The sequence below is a fragment of the Lederbergia ruris genome (genome assembly GCF_018332955.1).
GTDB classification, from domain to species: Bacteria; Bacillota; Bacilli; order Bacillales; family Bacillaceae_C; genus Lederbergia; species Lederbergia ruris.
On sequence record NZ_BORB01000029.1, the window covers coordinates 1 to 14,372 of the forward strand.

General features: G+C 39.3%; 15 protein-coding genes. 8 read left to right on the plus strand and 7 right to left on the minus strand.

Annotation, left to right across the window (positions count from 1 at the left end; all coding sequences use genetic code 11):
- Nucleotides 1–187: 187 nt before the first annotated feature.
- The 7 genes from KI363_RS14995 to KI363_RS15025 all read right to left on the minus strand — a co-directional run bounded on the left by KI363_RS14995 (nt 188) and on the right by KI363_RS15025 (nt 8,143).
- The gene (locus KI363_RS14995) at nt 188–1,093 is read right to left on the minus strand and encodes a peptidylprolyl isomerase (protein WP_212966844.1); all 906 of its coding nucleotides are present in this window, start codon (nt 1,091–1,093) and stop codon (nt 188–190) included.
- A gap of 132 nt (nt 1,094–1,225) precedes the next feature.
- Nucleotides 1,226–2,629 carry a sensor histidine kinase gene (locus KI363_RS15000; RefSeq protein ID WP_212966878.1) on the minus strand — a complete coding sequence of 468 codons (1,404 nt, stop codon included), beginning with the start codon at nt 2,627–2,629 and terminating at the stop codon, nt 1,226–1,228.
- A 2-nt stretch (nt 2,630–2,631) separates the two neighbouring features.
- Nucleotides 2,632–3,372: a response regulator transcription factor gene (locus KI363_RS15005; protein ID WP_212966845.1), complete on the minus strand. Its 741-nt coding sequence runs from the start codon at nt 3,370–3,372 to the stop codon at nt 2,632–2,634.
- A gap of 94 nt (nt 3,373–3,466) precedes the next feature.
- A complete protein-coding gene (locus KI363_RS15010; protein ID WP_158321240.1) occupies nt 3,467–4,696 on the minus strand; it encodes a S1C family serine protease in 1,230 nt (409 codons plus the stop codon).
- A 108-nt stretch (nt 4,697–4,804) separates the two neighbouring features.
- Nucleotides 4,805–5,359, minus strand: coding sequence for a GNAT family N-acetyltransferase (locus KI363_RS15015; RefSeq protein ID WP_158321241.1), 555 nt, complete (start codon nt 5,357–5,359; stop codon nt 4,805–4,807).
- Between the two features lie 184 nt (nt 5,360–5,543).
- Complete coding sequence (locus KI363_RS15020) at nt 5,544–6,899, minus strand: MATE family efflux transporter (RefSeq protein WP_212966846.1); 1,356 nt, start codon at nt 6,897–6,899, stop codon at nt 5,544–5,546.
- Between the two features lie 299 nt (nt 6,900–7,198).
- Entirely contained in the window at nt 7,199–8,143 is a 945-nt protein-coding gene (locus KI363_RS15025; RefSeq protein WP_158321243.1) for an aldo/keto reductase family protein, read from the minus strand.
- A gap of 198 nt (nt 8,144–8,341) precedes the next feature.
- Between KI363_RS15025 and KI363_RS15030 the strand changes: the two genes are divergently transcribed.
- The 8 genes from KI363_RS15030 to KI363_RS15065 all read left to right on the plus strand — a co-directional run bounded on the left by KI363_RS15030 (nt 8,342) and on the right by KI363_RS15065 (nt 14,370).
- Complete coding sequence (locus KI363_RS15030) at nt 8,342–9,133, plus strand: HAD family hydrolase (RefSeq protein WP_158321244.1); 792 nt, start codon at nt 8,342–8,344, stop codon at nt 9,131–9,133.
- Nucleotides 9,134–9,138: 5 nt separating this feature from the next.
- Nucleotides 9,139–9,531, plus strand: a complete 393-nt coding sequence (locus KI363_RS15035) for an SLAP domain-containing protein (protein ID WP_212966847.1) — start codon at nt 9,139–9,141, stop codon at nt 9,529–9,531.
- Complete coding sequence (locus KI363_RS15040; protein WP_158321246.1) at nt 9,528–9,998, plus strand: low molecular weight protein-tyrosine-phosphatase; 471 nt, start codon at nt 9,528–9,530, stop codon at nt 9,996–9,998. The genes KI363_RS15035 and KI363_RS15040 overlap by 4 nt, the downstream gene beginning before the upstream one ends.
- 829 nt (nt 9,999–10,827) lie before the next feature.
- Nucleotides 10,828–11,634 (plus strand): transporter substrate-binding domain-containing protein, encoded by an 807-nt coding sequence (locus KI363_RS15045; RefSeq protein ID WP_246516896.1) that lies wholly within the window; start codon nt 10,828–10,830, stop codon nt 11,632–11,634.
- A gap of 140 nt (nt 11,635–11,774) precedes the next feature.
- Nucleotides 11,775–12,437 carry an amino acid ABC transporter permease gene (locus KI363_RS15050; RefSeq protein ID WP_158321248.1) on the plus strand — a complete coding sequence of 221 codons (663 nt, stop codon included), beginning with the start codon at nt 11,775–11,777 and terminating at the stop codon, nt 12,435–12,437.
- A 1-nt stretch (nt 12,438) separates the two neighbouring features.
- On the plus strand, nt 12,439–13,161 hold the full coding sequence (locus KI363_RS15055) for an amino acid ABC transporter ATP-binding protein (protein WP_158321358.1): 723 nt from the start codon (nt 12,439–12,441) through the stop codon (nt 13,159–13,161).
- A gap of 518 nt (nt 13,162–13,679) precedes the next feature.
- Complete coding sequence (locus KI363_RS15060; protein WP_158321249.1) at nt 13,680–13,892, plus strand: YjzC family protein; 213 nt, start codon at nt 13,680–13,682, stop codon at nt 13,890–13,892.
- Nucleotides 13,893–14,046: 154 nt separating this feature from the next.
- On the plus strand, nt 14,047–14,370 hold the full coding sequence (locus KI363_RS15065; RefSeq protein WP_212966848.1) for a hypothetical protein: 324 nt from the start codon (nt 14,047–14,049) through the stop codon (nt 14,368–14,370).
- Nucleotides 14,371–14,372: the final 2 nt, after the last annotated feature.

The window sequence follows — 14,372 nt, forward strand, 5'->3', positions numbered from 1 at the left end:
TCCTGAAAGTGGCAGGCACTCGCCTACTATTTTCAGGGAAAAACCATAAAAACACAAAATCAGGTGGAGAAAAACAAATCGTTTCTCTCCACCTGATTTATTTTAGGGACTTTTTAGACATCCCCTTTTACGCTAACTTAATGGGGGTTTATCCGAAAAGAGGCGGTCCCAGCCTCTTTCTCAAAACTTATTTACCCGAATTTAATGATTTTTTAATTTTATAATCTTCTTTTTTCTCATTTAACCATGTTTGGTATTCTGTTTGTAGTTTTTGATCAAATAGTTGCTCTTTGATTTCATCTTTATGATCTGCTAATTTTGCTTCTTTGGCTTCTTTTTTATCTGTGACTTTGATGATATGGTAGCCGTGTTCTGTTTTCACTGGATCACTAATTTCATCTACTTTCATGGAAAAGGCCTTGTCTTCAAATTCTTTGACCATTTTCCCTTTTCCAAAGAAGCCTAGTTCTCCACCAGATTCAGCATTTGCTTCATCTTTTGAATATTCCTTCGCCAATTTAGCGAAATCTTCCCCATCATCTAACTTCTTTTTCACTTCATTCGCTGTTTTTTCATCCTTAACTAAGATGTGGCTTGCTTCTACTTGTTCCTCTTGGTCAAAGGAGGCTTTATTATTTTCAAAGTATTCCTTGATCTCATCATCCGTAATTTCAATTCGTGGTTCAAGGATTTTTTGGATCGATAAGAACCTGACAATATCTTTCTTCACATCTTTTTTCTGCAGACCTTGTTGTTGTAGAGCTGAATTGAAAGCTTCCTCACCACCACTTTGTTCGATATACTTATCCATTTCTTTTTTTATTTCGTCATCAGAGACGGATACTTTTTCCTTCTTAATCTCCATATCGACAATTTTATCATTGATCATCGCGTCAAGTGTCTGATCACCATAGTTGTCCATAAGTTGCTCATGCAATTCGTCCTTCGTGATTTTGACATCCCCGACATTTGCGACAATCTCCCTTTTCACAAAGGCCGCTGTAAAAATAACAGCTGCCCCAATTAAAATCAGGACAATGACCGAAATCGTGAATTTTTTGCTAGATGTTTTTTGTTGCTGATGTTGACTCATTTTTTTCCTCCCCCAATACTCATTTTAAACCCGCAGGATGTAGCGGACTTAGCCATTTATCACTAATGTACATGATAAATGTGAATAAACTATTAACAATATGATATATGAAAACGCTCAAAACTTCGATACTTATTTTTCAATCGGGAATTTTAGTATAAATGTAGTGCCTTTTCCTTTTTCACTTTTTACGTCAATTTGCCCATTGTGCAATTGGACAAGTTGTTTGACAATCGATAGCCCTAGACCAAATTCTCCATATGGATTGTTTGTCCGTGATACCATTGCTTTATAGAAACGCTGCCAAATCCTTTCTATTTCGCGCGGGTCCATCCCCATCCCATTATCTTCTATTTCAATAATGGTCACTTGTTCTTCCATTTTCCCTCGTAAAGTAATGGTCCCATTTTCCGTAAATTGAATGCTATTTTTCGTGATATTAATTAAAATTTGTGTTAAGCGATCATAATCGGCATAAATCATTGTATCCTGGTCAACTTCAAGAACAATCTCATTATGTTTTTCTTCAGCTTGAATCTCCAATTGATCCCGAATCACTTCCATCACTTCGGCGAGAAGAAGGTTCTCCTTATGAAGTTTAATTTGATTGGAACGTATTTTTTCATAATCTAGATTTTCATTTACTAGCCTAATCAAACGCTTTGTTTCTTGACTCGCCATAAGCATACCGCGCTCTTTTTCCGATTCAGGAATCATCTGGTTGCGAATTCCATCAATCACACCTCGGATTGTGGTTAAGGGAGTTCTTAATTCATGAGAAACATCAGCCATAAATTGTCTTCTACGATTTTCTAAGCGATCAATTTCTTCCATGGATCCTTCTAGTTTTTCAACCATTTGGTTAAAATCCTTTGACAGTTCTCCAATTTCATCAAAATCAGAAGAGGGAATACGCACAGAATAATCGCCATTCGCAATTAAAGAGGTTGCCTCCTGCAGTCGCTTAATTCTTCTTACATGAAAAGCCGATAATATCCAACTTAGAAGCAACGCAACAGCCGCTGCAACCAACACTGTATAGAACAGATATTGATTAATTTGCGAAATAATATCCCTTGATCCTTTAATAGGAGAGGCAAGCAAAATTCCACCTACAAATTGGCCGTGGCGAAAATAAGGTAATAACACAAAGGTAACTCCTTCATTAAATCGCTTATAATCCTGTTTGACGACAACCGTATAACCATCTTGTATTTTCTGCCATTCTTCCGTTTCCAGCTTGATTCTTGCCCCTCTTCCTGTGGAATAGATAATCGCTGAGCTTGGATCAAATAAACTGTATTGAATATTGCGCCCAGCTAGAACATGCCCATATTCTTGGAGAACGGATTCCGATTCATAGCCTTGTTCAAGATCTGCTAAAATATTTTTCCCATATGCCGTTAGCTCATCGGTTTTATCTTGATAAATCAGATTTTCAATAAAATGGGAAAACAACAAACTTAAGATGAGGATTGCAATCACAATCACACTCACATGACTCCAAAGCTGTTGATAAAAGTATTTCATTTTTATTTTCATGGGCGCTTCTCTTTTGTGGGATCTTCCCCATCCTGTGGTTCAAATCCATCATCTGATTCTTCGAATTTATACCCTACACCCCAAACGGTTTTAAAAAAAGGTTGATCAGAGGAGCCTAATTTATTGCGTAGCCGTTTGATATGAACATCCACGGTTCGGTCATCTCCGTAAAAGTCATAACCCCATACTTTATCTAATAATTGTTCTCGCGAAAAAACTTGTCTCGGGTGCTGTAAAAAATGATAAAGCAAATCAAATTCCTTCGGAGTTAAATTCTTAACGGCCCTCCCGTCTAGAAGCACTTCACGAGTATCTTTATTTACTTTGAAATGAGGTGTTTCAATTGTATTATTGTGTATTTTCGTATTTGGTTGAGGTTGGGATCTGCGTGTTACAGCTTTAATTCTCGCCATTAAAGCAAGAGGGCTAAATGGTTTTGTCACATAATCATCGGCCCCCATTTCTAACCCTAATACTTGATCAGATTCCGTATCTTTCGCTGTGAGCATAATAATCGGAACGGTTTTATTATTTTCCCTAACTTTTCGGCAGATACTGATTCCATCCATGCCTGGGAGCATCCAATCAATAATTAGACAATCCCACTGTTCCTGCTTGGCACGTTCATATCCGTCGATCCCATCCTGGACAAATTCTCCTTTAATCCCTTCTTTTAAAAAGAACATTTCAATCATAGACGCCACATTTTCATTATCTTCAATGACTAATATTTTCAAATTGGGCACCCCCTCCCCATTAATGTAAAGAAAAGTAGAGCCTGGTGCAACCACAAAACACCTCTTACAAGAGCAAGAGGTGGTTGCATAAAGATTAACTTTCGGGGTTTGCCGTTAAAGTGATAAAGAAGGTCTTCTCTTTCCCATCACGATAGACTTGAAGTGAGGCTTTATCACCAACCTTAAGTTCTGTATATAAAAGCTTTCTTAAATCACTCGCATTTTCAATCTTATGGTCATTAATCCCAACTAGTATATCTTCCATTTGTAAACCTGCCTTACCAGCAGCTGAATCAGGATCAACGGATGTAATAATCACACCAGCATCAATCTCTTTTGGCAATTGTTGTAAATATTGGGGAGCAACTTGCTCAAAGTCGACCATGCTAATGCCCATATAAGGGCGTTTAATTTTCCCGTGTTTGATCATTTCTTCAATAAGTGGTTTGGCATCATTAATCGGAATCGCAAATCCCAATCCTTCCACACCGTTCTCGGCAATTTTCAAACTATTAATCCCGATTAATTCACCTTTTGTGTTGACTAAGGCGCCCCCACTATTCCCTGGGTTAATCGCCGCATCTGTTTGAATCACGTTTAATTCCCATTTCCCTGCGGAGGTTTCGACATCAATCGATCGATTCACAGCACTCACAATTCCTTGTGTAACGGTACGGGAAAATTCAAGTCCAAGTGGATTCCCAATCGCCACAACTTGCTCACCCGCACGTAAAGTATCGGAATCACCAAAACTTATGACAGATTCAACTTTACTACCATCTATTTTCAGGACAGCTAAATCCGTCAATGCGTCTGCCCCGATCAATTCAGCTTCAAGTTTTTCGCCGTTTTCCAAATTGACCTCAATTTGATCAGATCCTTCAATCACATGATTATTCGTCACGATAAAGGCATCTTTACCTTCCTTTTTAAAAATGACGCCTGAACCCGACTTCTCACTTTGACTTTCATTTTGAGGAGCGAATGGATTTCCCTGTGTTTTGCCCGCACTGACAATACCGACAACAGTTTTCGACGCCTTTTCGACCATATCGGCAAGTGATGTTGCATCAGCTGAAAGTTGCTGAACATTTTGGGAAGAATTTTGGTCTGTGTCCGCAGCAGCCTTCGCCACCGTCGCCTCTTGCGATTCAGATTCTTTTAAAAGTGGTGTATTGAGGACAACAGCTAAAGTTAAAACCGAACCAATCACACCCGCACTTACAGTAGATACAACTTTTTTTACCGCTGTTTTTCCTTTCGTCCAACGCTTTTTCGGTCTTTCAGTTATATTACTGACTTCATATTCATCTTGTTCCTGCATTTTTATTGCCCTCCCTGCGATTTATGTTACTTTTATCATAATCACAAGATATGAATAAACTATGAACGAAGATTTAACAATTGGAGAAATTTAGCAAGTAAAAAGTCCCTACATACTAACATGACTTTGCCAATCATCGGCAAGTAAACCATAAATGAAATGATCCACATAATGGTCATATAACCATTCCGCTTCACGAATGGTTCCTTCTTTTTTAAAACCAAGTTTTTCAGGGATCGCTTGGCTCTTCGTATTACCATCCGCTACACGAATTTCAATGCGATTGAACTGGAGAATGTCGAGCGCGTAGCCGATTAGGGAACGTACGGCCCGCGTCATAATCCCTTTCCCTTGGAAATCCCTCCCTAACCAATAGCCAATCGAAACGACTTTATTTTCTGCATCCATTTCATTAAATCCTGCTACACCCACCATTTTCTCTTTATATAGAATAACCAGATTCATGGATGTAAATTCCGCAAATTCTTTCTGACTAGACTTAATGAAAAGCATCGTGTCTTCTTTACTTTTTGTTCTGTCAATCCATGGTAACCATACCCGCAAGTACTCCCTTGATTGATCGGTTAGTTCAAAAAGTTCTTCCGCATCTTTTTCCTCCACCATTCGTAAATAGAGCTCATCATCCACAGGATGTACAAACATTCCTCCACCTCATTTTTTATAGAGGATGTTCAAAAAGTCCGGTAAAAATGACACTGCGAATTTCTTCGTTGGCTTGCTTCTCCGCTGCTCATGTATCTAAATGCATACATTCCGCTGCTCGAAGGCTGCGCCGCCTCGAACTTCTTGGTCCTTTTTATCCTCCTTTTTGAACACACACTTATAATCATCCCACCGAACTTTCGGCATCATCTTTCAGCAACTCTTTTTCACTCCACTTTCCAAAGCGATAATAACAAAAAGCTACAACACTGCTAATTACGAAACTACTGCCTAATCCATAGGCAATTCCTCTTTCACCAAAAGATTGGGCAAACAACCAGGTTAACGGAAAGCGTAATATCCAAAAAGATATTAGGTTCAGAATAAGCACTTGAAAAGCAGCCCCCGAGGCACGGACTACCCCATTCCAAACAAAGTTAAATCCTAAAAACGGGAAGAAGAAAGCGACCATTTTTATATAATCTGTACCAAAACGGACAGCTTCTGGTTCGGAAATAAATAATCGAATCCCCCAACCACCTATGACGAAAATTAAAAGTGCAATAAGGAGCATGGTAATGAGATTTAAAATTGTCGCATTCAAAGTAATTTTGTGTACCCGTCTCCACTTTCCTACAGCAATATTTTGGCCCGCCATACTATTAACAGAAGTTCCTAATGCTTGGGCCGGAAGCATAATAATACTCTCCAATCGTTGTGCCGCACCAAAGCCGGAAACGGCATCACTGCCAAAAGAAGTGACGACACTCATAATGGCGGCAGAGCCAGCCGAAATGACCGTCATTTGCAATCCAGATGGAAGTCCTTGTCCCAGTATCAACTTTACCTCTTCCATCTTTGGCCAAGAAGGACGCGAAAAAGGAATTTGCTTATGAGAGATACTTATATACACACCATATATGAAAGCAATCCCTTGCGCTACAATTGTTGCAAACGCTGCTCCCTGAATCCCCCAATCCAGTCCAGAGATAAACAGCGGATCTAAAAAAGTATTTAGGATTACAGCAATCACAACAAATCGTAACGGTGTTTTACTGTTTCCCAACGCTCGAAATACGGTTCCAATGAAATTATAGCCAAATAAAAAGAGAATCCCCAAAAAGTTTATCCGTAAATATCCTGTTGCCTCTTCCAACATGGATTCAGGTGTTCCTAACAAACGGAGAATCCACTCCGATGAAAGGTAGCCGAGAATCCCAAGCATAACAGCCATGCTTCCTAAAATGATCGTGAAGGCATTCGTATATTTTTTTAAACCAACAAAATCATTCTTTCCTTTCAATTGCGATAAAATCGTCAATGTGGCATTATTGACGCCAATGATAAAGGATAACACGGTAAAAATGACAGTACTGGATACTGCCACCGCTCCGAGCGCTGAAGCACCAAGCAAGTTCCCAACCCATAAACTATCAATCAATTGATAGGACACTTGAAGAAGATTGGTTAAAATAATGGGGCCGGAAAACAGGAGTAATTGTTTCCCGATCGAACCCCTTGTAAAATTCTCTTGCTGCATGTATATAAAGTTCCTTTCTTTGTTTTATATTATTCTACTAGTACGGCAGGATAATGCCACTATTGATGATATGAAGGGACATTCGGAATGCTAAAAGGCTCATCTCAGATATAAAACCCTTTCTGAAAAAAGACAACGACTCATAGACGGCTTGCGTCTTTTTGCCAATTGTTAATTAGTTTCTTTTTGTCTGTAATCCATATATTCCTAATATGTAAATAAACTTCTTTTAAAAAACCCTTTTTCCAATTTTCGCGATACAAAACTCCGATTTCATGCAAGAAATCGGAGTTTTCCCTTTAGGCAAGTATGCCTTCTATTTTATCAAGTACATCGGCGGTTAACTCTAGTTCACTGCCTTTTACATTGGCCTCAATTTGTTCTGGTCTACTAGCCCCTACTAAAGCACTCGCGACCATTGGTTGTCGCAAAATCCAAGCAAGTGCCAGAGCTGGTAATGTTGTATCCAATTCCCTTGCCACTTCGTCTAATTTTCTTACTTTATCTAATACTTCTTCTGTCAGCATGCCTTTCACACCATTATTGATCTCATCATTCGCCGCACGACTTGTTTCAGGAATTTGACCACCAAGGTATTTTCCAGTTAAAACACCTTGAGCGAGTGGAGAGAACACCACTTGTCCAATCCCGTATTTACTTGATACAGGTAAGACTTCCTTTTCAATATAACGGTTCAGCATATTATAAACCGGCTGATTGACGACAATGCGATCTAGTAATTTTTGATCGGCGATCCCGACAGCTTCCTCAATTTGTGCAGCCGACCATTCACTTACACCCGCATATAAAATTTTCCCTTGGCGAATTAAGTCATCGATCACACGAAGCGTTTCCTCTACAGGTGTCTCGGGATCATAACGATGACAATAGAAAATATCCACATAATCCAGATCCATACGCTTCAAACTATTATGAACTTGTTCATAAACATGCTTACGTGATAGCCCTCTATCGTTCGGGCCCTCTCCCATTGGCCAAAAAGCTTTTGTTGTAATGACATAAGATTCACGCGGAAATTCCTTCAATGCTTTAGAAAGAACCTTTTCACCTTCCCCTTGTTCGTAAACGTTTGCAGAGTCAAAAAAGTTAATTCCTAAATCATACGCTTTATGTATCGTCTTTGTTGCTGTATTATCTTCTACTGATTTTCCGTATGTTAGCCAGCTTCCTAAACTAATCTCACTAACTTTTAATCCTGTTCTTCCTAGTCTACGATATTTCATTAGGCTCTCTCCTTACTCATATTTTAATAGTAGCTTCACGATTTTATCATTCCCTATTTCTACGGGAGTGTCAAGCAATCGTTCTTACATTTCTCTTGACAAAATGAGCGTAATTTCCCTATCTTCTTTTTGTATCGTATGTTTTGCTCCCTTTCTATGATAAACTAGGAGGAAAACAAACTTCTAGGGGAGAATGAAATGTCTACTTATCAGATATTATTTTTAGATATTGATGGAACAATCCTAAAACCAGATCATACTTATGATCTTTCAACAAAAGAGGCAATTCGACAAGTGCAAAAAAAGGGATTGGAAGTGTTCCTTGCCACCGGCAGACCTTTACATGAAATTAGGGATTTGGCAAAGGAGCTGAATGTCCATTCTTTTATCGGCTATAATGGAGCTCTTGCACTTTATAAAGAAGAGCCTGTTGTCAATGAACCCATGAAGAGAGAAACGGTGTTGCAGTTTCTAGAGATCGCGAAAAAGAACGATCATGAGATGGTCCTATATACAAGCGAAAAAAACTATTTCACATGCTTAGATACGCCTGTTGTCCAGCATTTTATTGAGATGTTTCAACTAAAACAAAACGAATTGTTTACGGAAGAAGTGGCCGATCAAATTTTGGGAGCCACTTTAATCAATCTAAAACCGGAAGATCAGCAACTATATCATTTTGATCCCACCTATCATCTTTCCCAGGTCAATGTGGAAGCATTACTCCATTGTTATGATGTAATACGTGATCGGGTAAATAAAGGGGGCGCCATTCACAAAATACTAGAAGTTTTACAGATTCCGAGAGAAAATGCGATTGCTTTCGGAGATGGTATGAATGATAAAGAAATGTTACAAACTGTAGGAGAAGGATTTGCCATGGGGAATGCACATCCAGATCTCTATCAGTACGCCAAACATAAAACAACCAGTGTCACAGAATCTGGTATCGCTAATGGTTTAAAATCACTCAATCTTATTAAGGAATGATGATCATGTCAGCTATTCATTTTCATCCTGTCTGGGAGCAGCAATTAACTGAAAAAGAAAAGGAGCTCTATATCCAAAAGGCACAATCAATCGATCTTCCTGAGGAGTCCTTTACCGCTACCCCAATTAAGACAAAATACAAGAAAAATGGTGGACTTGTGGCAACGGTCTTCCTGCACAATGGCTTTTCCTATCCTTTACGTTTACAAAAACAGGCCGTTAAAATCACAGATCATCATAACGAGACTATTGCGCAAGGAATCTTCTCTTCTTCACTAGAAATTGACCCTATGTCTTCGCAACCATGGTCCTTTGTTTTTTCTCAACAGATGACGGAACAGGCAGACGCCGATTTATCAAAAATAGCCATTTCAGTTTTAGAGGAGGGAAGCGAATGATTCGCGTGTTATTTGTTTGTCTCGGCAATATTTGTCGGTCTCCCATGGCGGAGGCCATTTTCCGTGACCTCGTTAAAAGAGAGGGCTTAAGTGAAAAAATCCAAGTCGATTCTGCCGGCACGGGCGATTGGCATGTTGGGTCTAGCCCCCATCGAGGGACTTTAGAAATTCTAAATAAATACCAAATCAAGGCGGATGAGTTGTTCGCAAGGAAGTTTACGAAAGAAGATTTAAACAAGTTCGATTATATTATTGGAATGGATGAAAGCAATATCGGCAATATTAAGAAAATTTCCGAGCATGCTCCACACTCTAATACGATCCGCCTTCTTGATTTAACCGATCAACCAAAAGATGTACCTGACCCTTACTATACAGGCGACTTTCAGGAGACATATCAACTCGTAAGCTTAGGCTGTCAGCATTTATTAGAAAAAATCAAGGCTGAAATGAATCTGAAAAAATAAATGAAGCCATTCTATAATACTCCCACAGTTTTTTGCTAGTCCTTTGTCTTTTCGTAGATCCAAGCGCACTTTGGACCTACGTTTTTGATGATCCTTCACTTTTTTGTAGACCCAACCCAAGCTTGGATCGACGTTCTCGATGATCCTTCACTTTTTCGTAGACCCAACATACTCTTGGATCTATGTTTTTGATGATCATTCGACTTTTCGTACATCCAACCTTACTTTGGGTCGACGTTTTTCATGAACTTTCACTTTTTCGTCGACCCAACCTGCTCTTGGATCTATGTTTTTGATGATCATTCGACTTTTCGTACATCCAACCTTACTTTGGGTCGACGTTTTTCACGAACTTTCACTTTTTCGTTGATCCAACTCCAGCTTGGATCGACGTTTTCGATGATCCTTCACTTTTTTGTGCATCCAAACTCCTCTTGGATCTCACTTTTATGTTTCCATTATTCTCTCGGGAAAATCAATCCCCCCTCCCTTAAAATCACTTTTTTCCTTTTGCATAAATCATGTTTATTTCATTTTCCATAAGGGTATCAAACAGTTATCAAGACTTATAGAGAGGATTTTTACAAGAATGGTAGCTTACGTTGCTGACACATGCTCTCATCCTTGCTGATCCATCCTCATACTGTTTTGAGAATTTTTCCTTTATTCCAGCTTTAGTAGATAATAAAGAACGGGTGGAATAAAAGCCCAAGCGTCTGTTCTGCGAACTACGAACATTTTATGCTTTGCCAACCACTTTCGGAAACAGAAATCGAAAAGTGCTAAGCACGGAGAATAGATGTAAAAAAACTAGAGGAGTGTCACAATCTTGAAGAAAAAGTTTATTTTTCTCGTAGCAATGGTTTCCATTATGCTAACGCTTGCAGCTTGTGGAACAAAAGAAAATGCGGATGGTAGTAAAGGAAACGGTGATACGAAAGGGAAAACCTATACAGTTGCAACCGATTCTAATTTCAAACCGTTTGAATACCTTAATACAAAAACAGGAGAATTAGAAGGTTTTGATGTTGACTTAATCAAAGAGATCGCCAAACGTGCTGGCTATGAAGTTGAATTTGAAACAATGGATTTTGATGGTCTACTTGCAGGTATGCAAGGTGGCCGTTATGAAATCGGCATTGCCGGAATGTCGATTACACCTGAACGTGAAGAAACACTTGATTTCTCTATTCCTTATTATGATTCTGGTATTATTTTAATGGTCCCAACAGATAGCGATATTGAGTCGATTGATGATGTGGATGGAAAGAAAATTGGCTCTCGTCAAGGATCCACAAGTGAAAGCTTTTTAGGCAAAAATACAGAGGCTCAAGTAGAAGCCTATCCTGAAATTGTCACAGCATATATGAACTTGGCCAACGGCAAGCTCGATGGCGTCCTATATGATGTTCCAAACGTTCAGTATTATATCGCTCAAGAGGGAAAAGGAAAATTAAAAACAACTGGAGAAATCCTTCAAGGGGAATCCTATGGAATCGCCTTTAAAAAAGGGTCTGAATTGGTTGATCCCTCGAACGAAGCCCTAGAAAGCATGATTAAAGATGGAACTTATGCTGAGATTTATGAAAAATATTTCGGTGAAAAACCTGGGGATGAGTGGCTAGGAGAAGAATAAGTGAAACTTCATTTGGTTATAGGGGTAAATCTATAGATTAGTTGCATTCCCGCCTTTCAGCCGGTCGCAACAAGTGCCATTAACTTGTTGCGACTTTTCACTCATATAAAATCTGTATTTAAAAGGGAGAGAAATAGAGAATGTTAGAAACAATCATGGATAGTCACTATATTCAAAGCCTGCCCCTTCTTTTTAAAGGACTGCTTTGGACATTAATTATTACAATTACAGGTCTGATTCTTGGTTTTATCCTGGGCGCCTTAGCCGGTTTAGGTCGCTTATCAAAAAGCAAAATACTGCGCGGCATTTGTACCTTTTATGTTGAAGTTGTTCGTGGAACCCCCATTCTTGTGCAAATTTTATTTATTTATGTGGGTCTCTCTGAGGATTTAATTGGATTTAATATCGATAAGATCACGGCATCCATCGTTGCCATCACGATTAATGCAGGTGCTTATATCTCGGAAATTGTGCGTGGCGCAGTGAAATCCATTGATAAAGGACAGCATGAAGCTGGCCGATCCATCGGGCTAACCGAGAAGCAAACAATGCGCTATATTATCTGGCCTCAAGCTTTCAAGCGAATGATTCCTCCCCTCGGAAATCAATTTATCATTAGTTTGAAAGATACTTCCCTTTTTTCCGTTATTGCTGTGGGGGAGCTTCTATATATGGGAAAACAGTATTATAATGCAACCTTCTCCGCTTTCCAAACGTTAATTATGGTTTGTATACTTTATCTTCTCATTACTGTTCCTACCTCATATTATTTACAAAGATTAGAAAGGAAGCTGGATGTCTAAGATGATTACGGTGAATGATTTGCATAAGAGCTTCGGTAAATTGGAAGTATTAAAAGGAATCGATATGGAAATTGAGGAAAATGAAGTGGTCTGTGTCATCGGACCCTCTGGTTCTGGAAAAAGTACTTTTCTTCGATGCCTCAATTTATTAGAGGAGATTACATCAGGGGAAGTGATCATTGATGGCGATAATATCGTCGATCCAGCAGTGAATATTAATGATATCCGATCCCAAGTAGGCATGGTGTTTCAACATTTTAATCTTTTTCCTCATAAATCGGTGTTAGAAAATATTACATTGGGTCCGCAAAAGGTAAAGGGAATGTCCAATTCAGATGCTGAGAAAATTGCCCAGCCTTTATTGGAGAAGGTCGGGCTTTCCGATAAAGCTCATGTCTATCCTCAGAGCCTATCAGGCGGGCAAAAACAACGGGTGGCCATTGCGCGAGCTTTAGCTATGAACCCAAAGGTCATGCTTTTTGATGAACCTACTTCCGCTCTTGACCCTGAATTAGTTGGTGACGTCTTACAAGTCATGAAGGATCTAGCAGATGATGGAATGACCATGGTTGTCGTCACTCATGAAATGGGCTTTGCCCGTGAAGTTGGTGATCGCGTAGTCTTTATGGATGAGGGGATTGTCATGGAAAAGGGAAACCCCGACCAAATCTTCGATAATCCACAAAATGAACGGACGCAAGAATTTTTAAGTAAAATACTATAGGTATCGGGACCGAATTGGGGGCTTCGTTGTCTTTTCGGGCACGATTCACTCTGGATCGTGACCAATTTATGACTATCATTGCCTTTTCGGGCACGATTTACCCAGGATCGCGACCAATTTATGACTATCATTGTCTTTTCGGGCACGATTCACCCAGGATCGCGACCAATTTATGACTATCATTGTCTTTTCGGGCACGATTCACTCTGGATCATGTCCGAATTATGACTACCTTCATCTTTTCGGGCACGATTCACCCCGGATCATGACCGAATTATGACTACCTTCATCTTTTCGGGCACGATTCACCCTGGATCATGACCGAATTATGACTACCTTTATCTTTTTGGGCATGATTCACATGATTGTGTCTACCATTGTAGTTCGGGTACAACTCGGCAAATTTATGGAGCTGTACTTTTTGTAAATTTTTTTTACGATTGAGTTGGCATTTTGTATGCATTGTTTGTTATAATGTCTTGTAGTGTGCAATCTATCTAAAGTGAGGGAAATACATTATGAACCAATTTTACAAACCAGGTGACACAGCACCCGTAGCAGGTACTTATGTGGAAGTAGGTCATGGCGGCGGAAAAGTGAAAAATCCAGAACGCGTAGAGCTCCAACAAGGAGATAAACTTCCTGACCTTAAAGCTTATACAGTAACAATCGAACATAAAGGCGAAGAAAAAACAAGAGATCGCCAACATGTTTGGATGTTAGAAAAATAAGAAGTGCAATCTGCACAAAAAGCTGCCGAGATTTTATTTCTCGGCAGCTTTTTTATTCCTCTCCCAACTTTTTCAAAAAATCTTCTCTTTTTTAAAACTTTTTTCCCAATCATTACGAATATATAACCAGAAGGCTTGAGTGGTGAAAATTTAGATGAAACAAGAACAGCGCTGGATTAAAAGGATAAAGAGAAATGGTCATCATGAATCTACCATTTATGTACTGGGATTCATTCTAGTCTTAATCAGCCTATCCGTCTCCCATCTTGTCCCTAATTATATTACACTCATTGGCGTCCAAGTTCCGGTTATCTTTGGATTGCTAGCCTTCGGATTACATTATTTGCTGGACTGGATTACCGATTTGGACTTACCGCAATGGCTAGTCCCGTTATGTTATAGTTTTTTTCTGGTAGCAGGTATTGTATTCATTATGCTATTATGGAGACGGGAAAAGAAAAGAGACATCGTGTTATAAGG

What these genes read in the sequence shown, in the direction of transcription:
- KI363_RS14995 (WP_212966844.1), bottom strand. Translation starts at nt 1,093, where the DNA reads ATGAGTCAACATCAGCAACAAAAAACATCTAGCAAAAAATTCACGATT.
- KI363_RS15010 (WP_158321240.1), bottom strand. Translation starts at nt 4,696, where the DNA reads ATGCAGGAACAAGATGAATATGAAGTCAGTAATATAACTGAAAGACCG.
- KI363_RS15015 (WP_158321241.1), bottom strand. Translation starts at nt 5,359, where the DNA reads ATGTTTGTACATCCTGTGGATGATGAGCTCTATTTACGAATGGTGGAG.
- KI363_RS15020 (WP_212966846.1), bottom strand. Translation starts at nt 6,899, where the DNA reads ATGCAGCAAGAGAATTTTACAAGGGGTTCGATCGGGAAACAATTACTC.
- KI363_RS15025 (WP_158321243.1), bottom strand. Translation starts at nt 8,143, where the DNA reads ATGAAATATCGTAGACTAGGAAGAACAGGATTAAAAGTTAGTGAGATT.
- KI363_RS15030 (WP_158321244.1), top strand. Translation starts at nt 8,342, where the DNA reads ATGTCTACTTATCAGATATTATTTTTAGATATTGATGGAACAATCCTA.
- KI363_RS15035 (WP_212966847.1), top strand. Translation starts at nt 9,139, where the DNA reads ATGTCAGCTATTCATTTTCATCCTGTCTGGGAGCAGCAATTAACTGAA.
- KI363_RS15040 (WP_158321246.1), top strand. Translation starts at nt 9,528, where the DNA reads ATGATTCGCGTGTTATTTGTTTGTCTCGGCAATATTTGTCGGTCTCCC.
- KI363_RS15050 (WP_158321248.1), top strand. Translation starts at nt 11,775, where the DNA reads ATGTTAGAAACAATCATGGATAGTCACTATATTCAAAGCCTGCCCCTT.
- KI363_RS15055 (WP_158321358.1), top strand. Translation starts at nt 12,439, where the DNA reads ATGATTACGGTGAATGATTTGCATAAGAGCTTCGGTAAATTGGAAGTA.
- KI363_RS15060 (WP_158321249.1), top strand. Translation starts at nt 13,680, where the DNA reads ATGAACCAATTTTACAAACCAGGTGACACAGCACCCGTAGCAGGTACT.
- KI363_RS15065 (WP_212966848.1), top strand. Translation starts at nt 14,047, where the DNA reads ATGAAACAAGAACAGCGCTGGATTAAAAGGATAAAGAGAAATGGTCAT.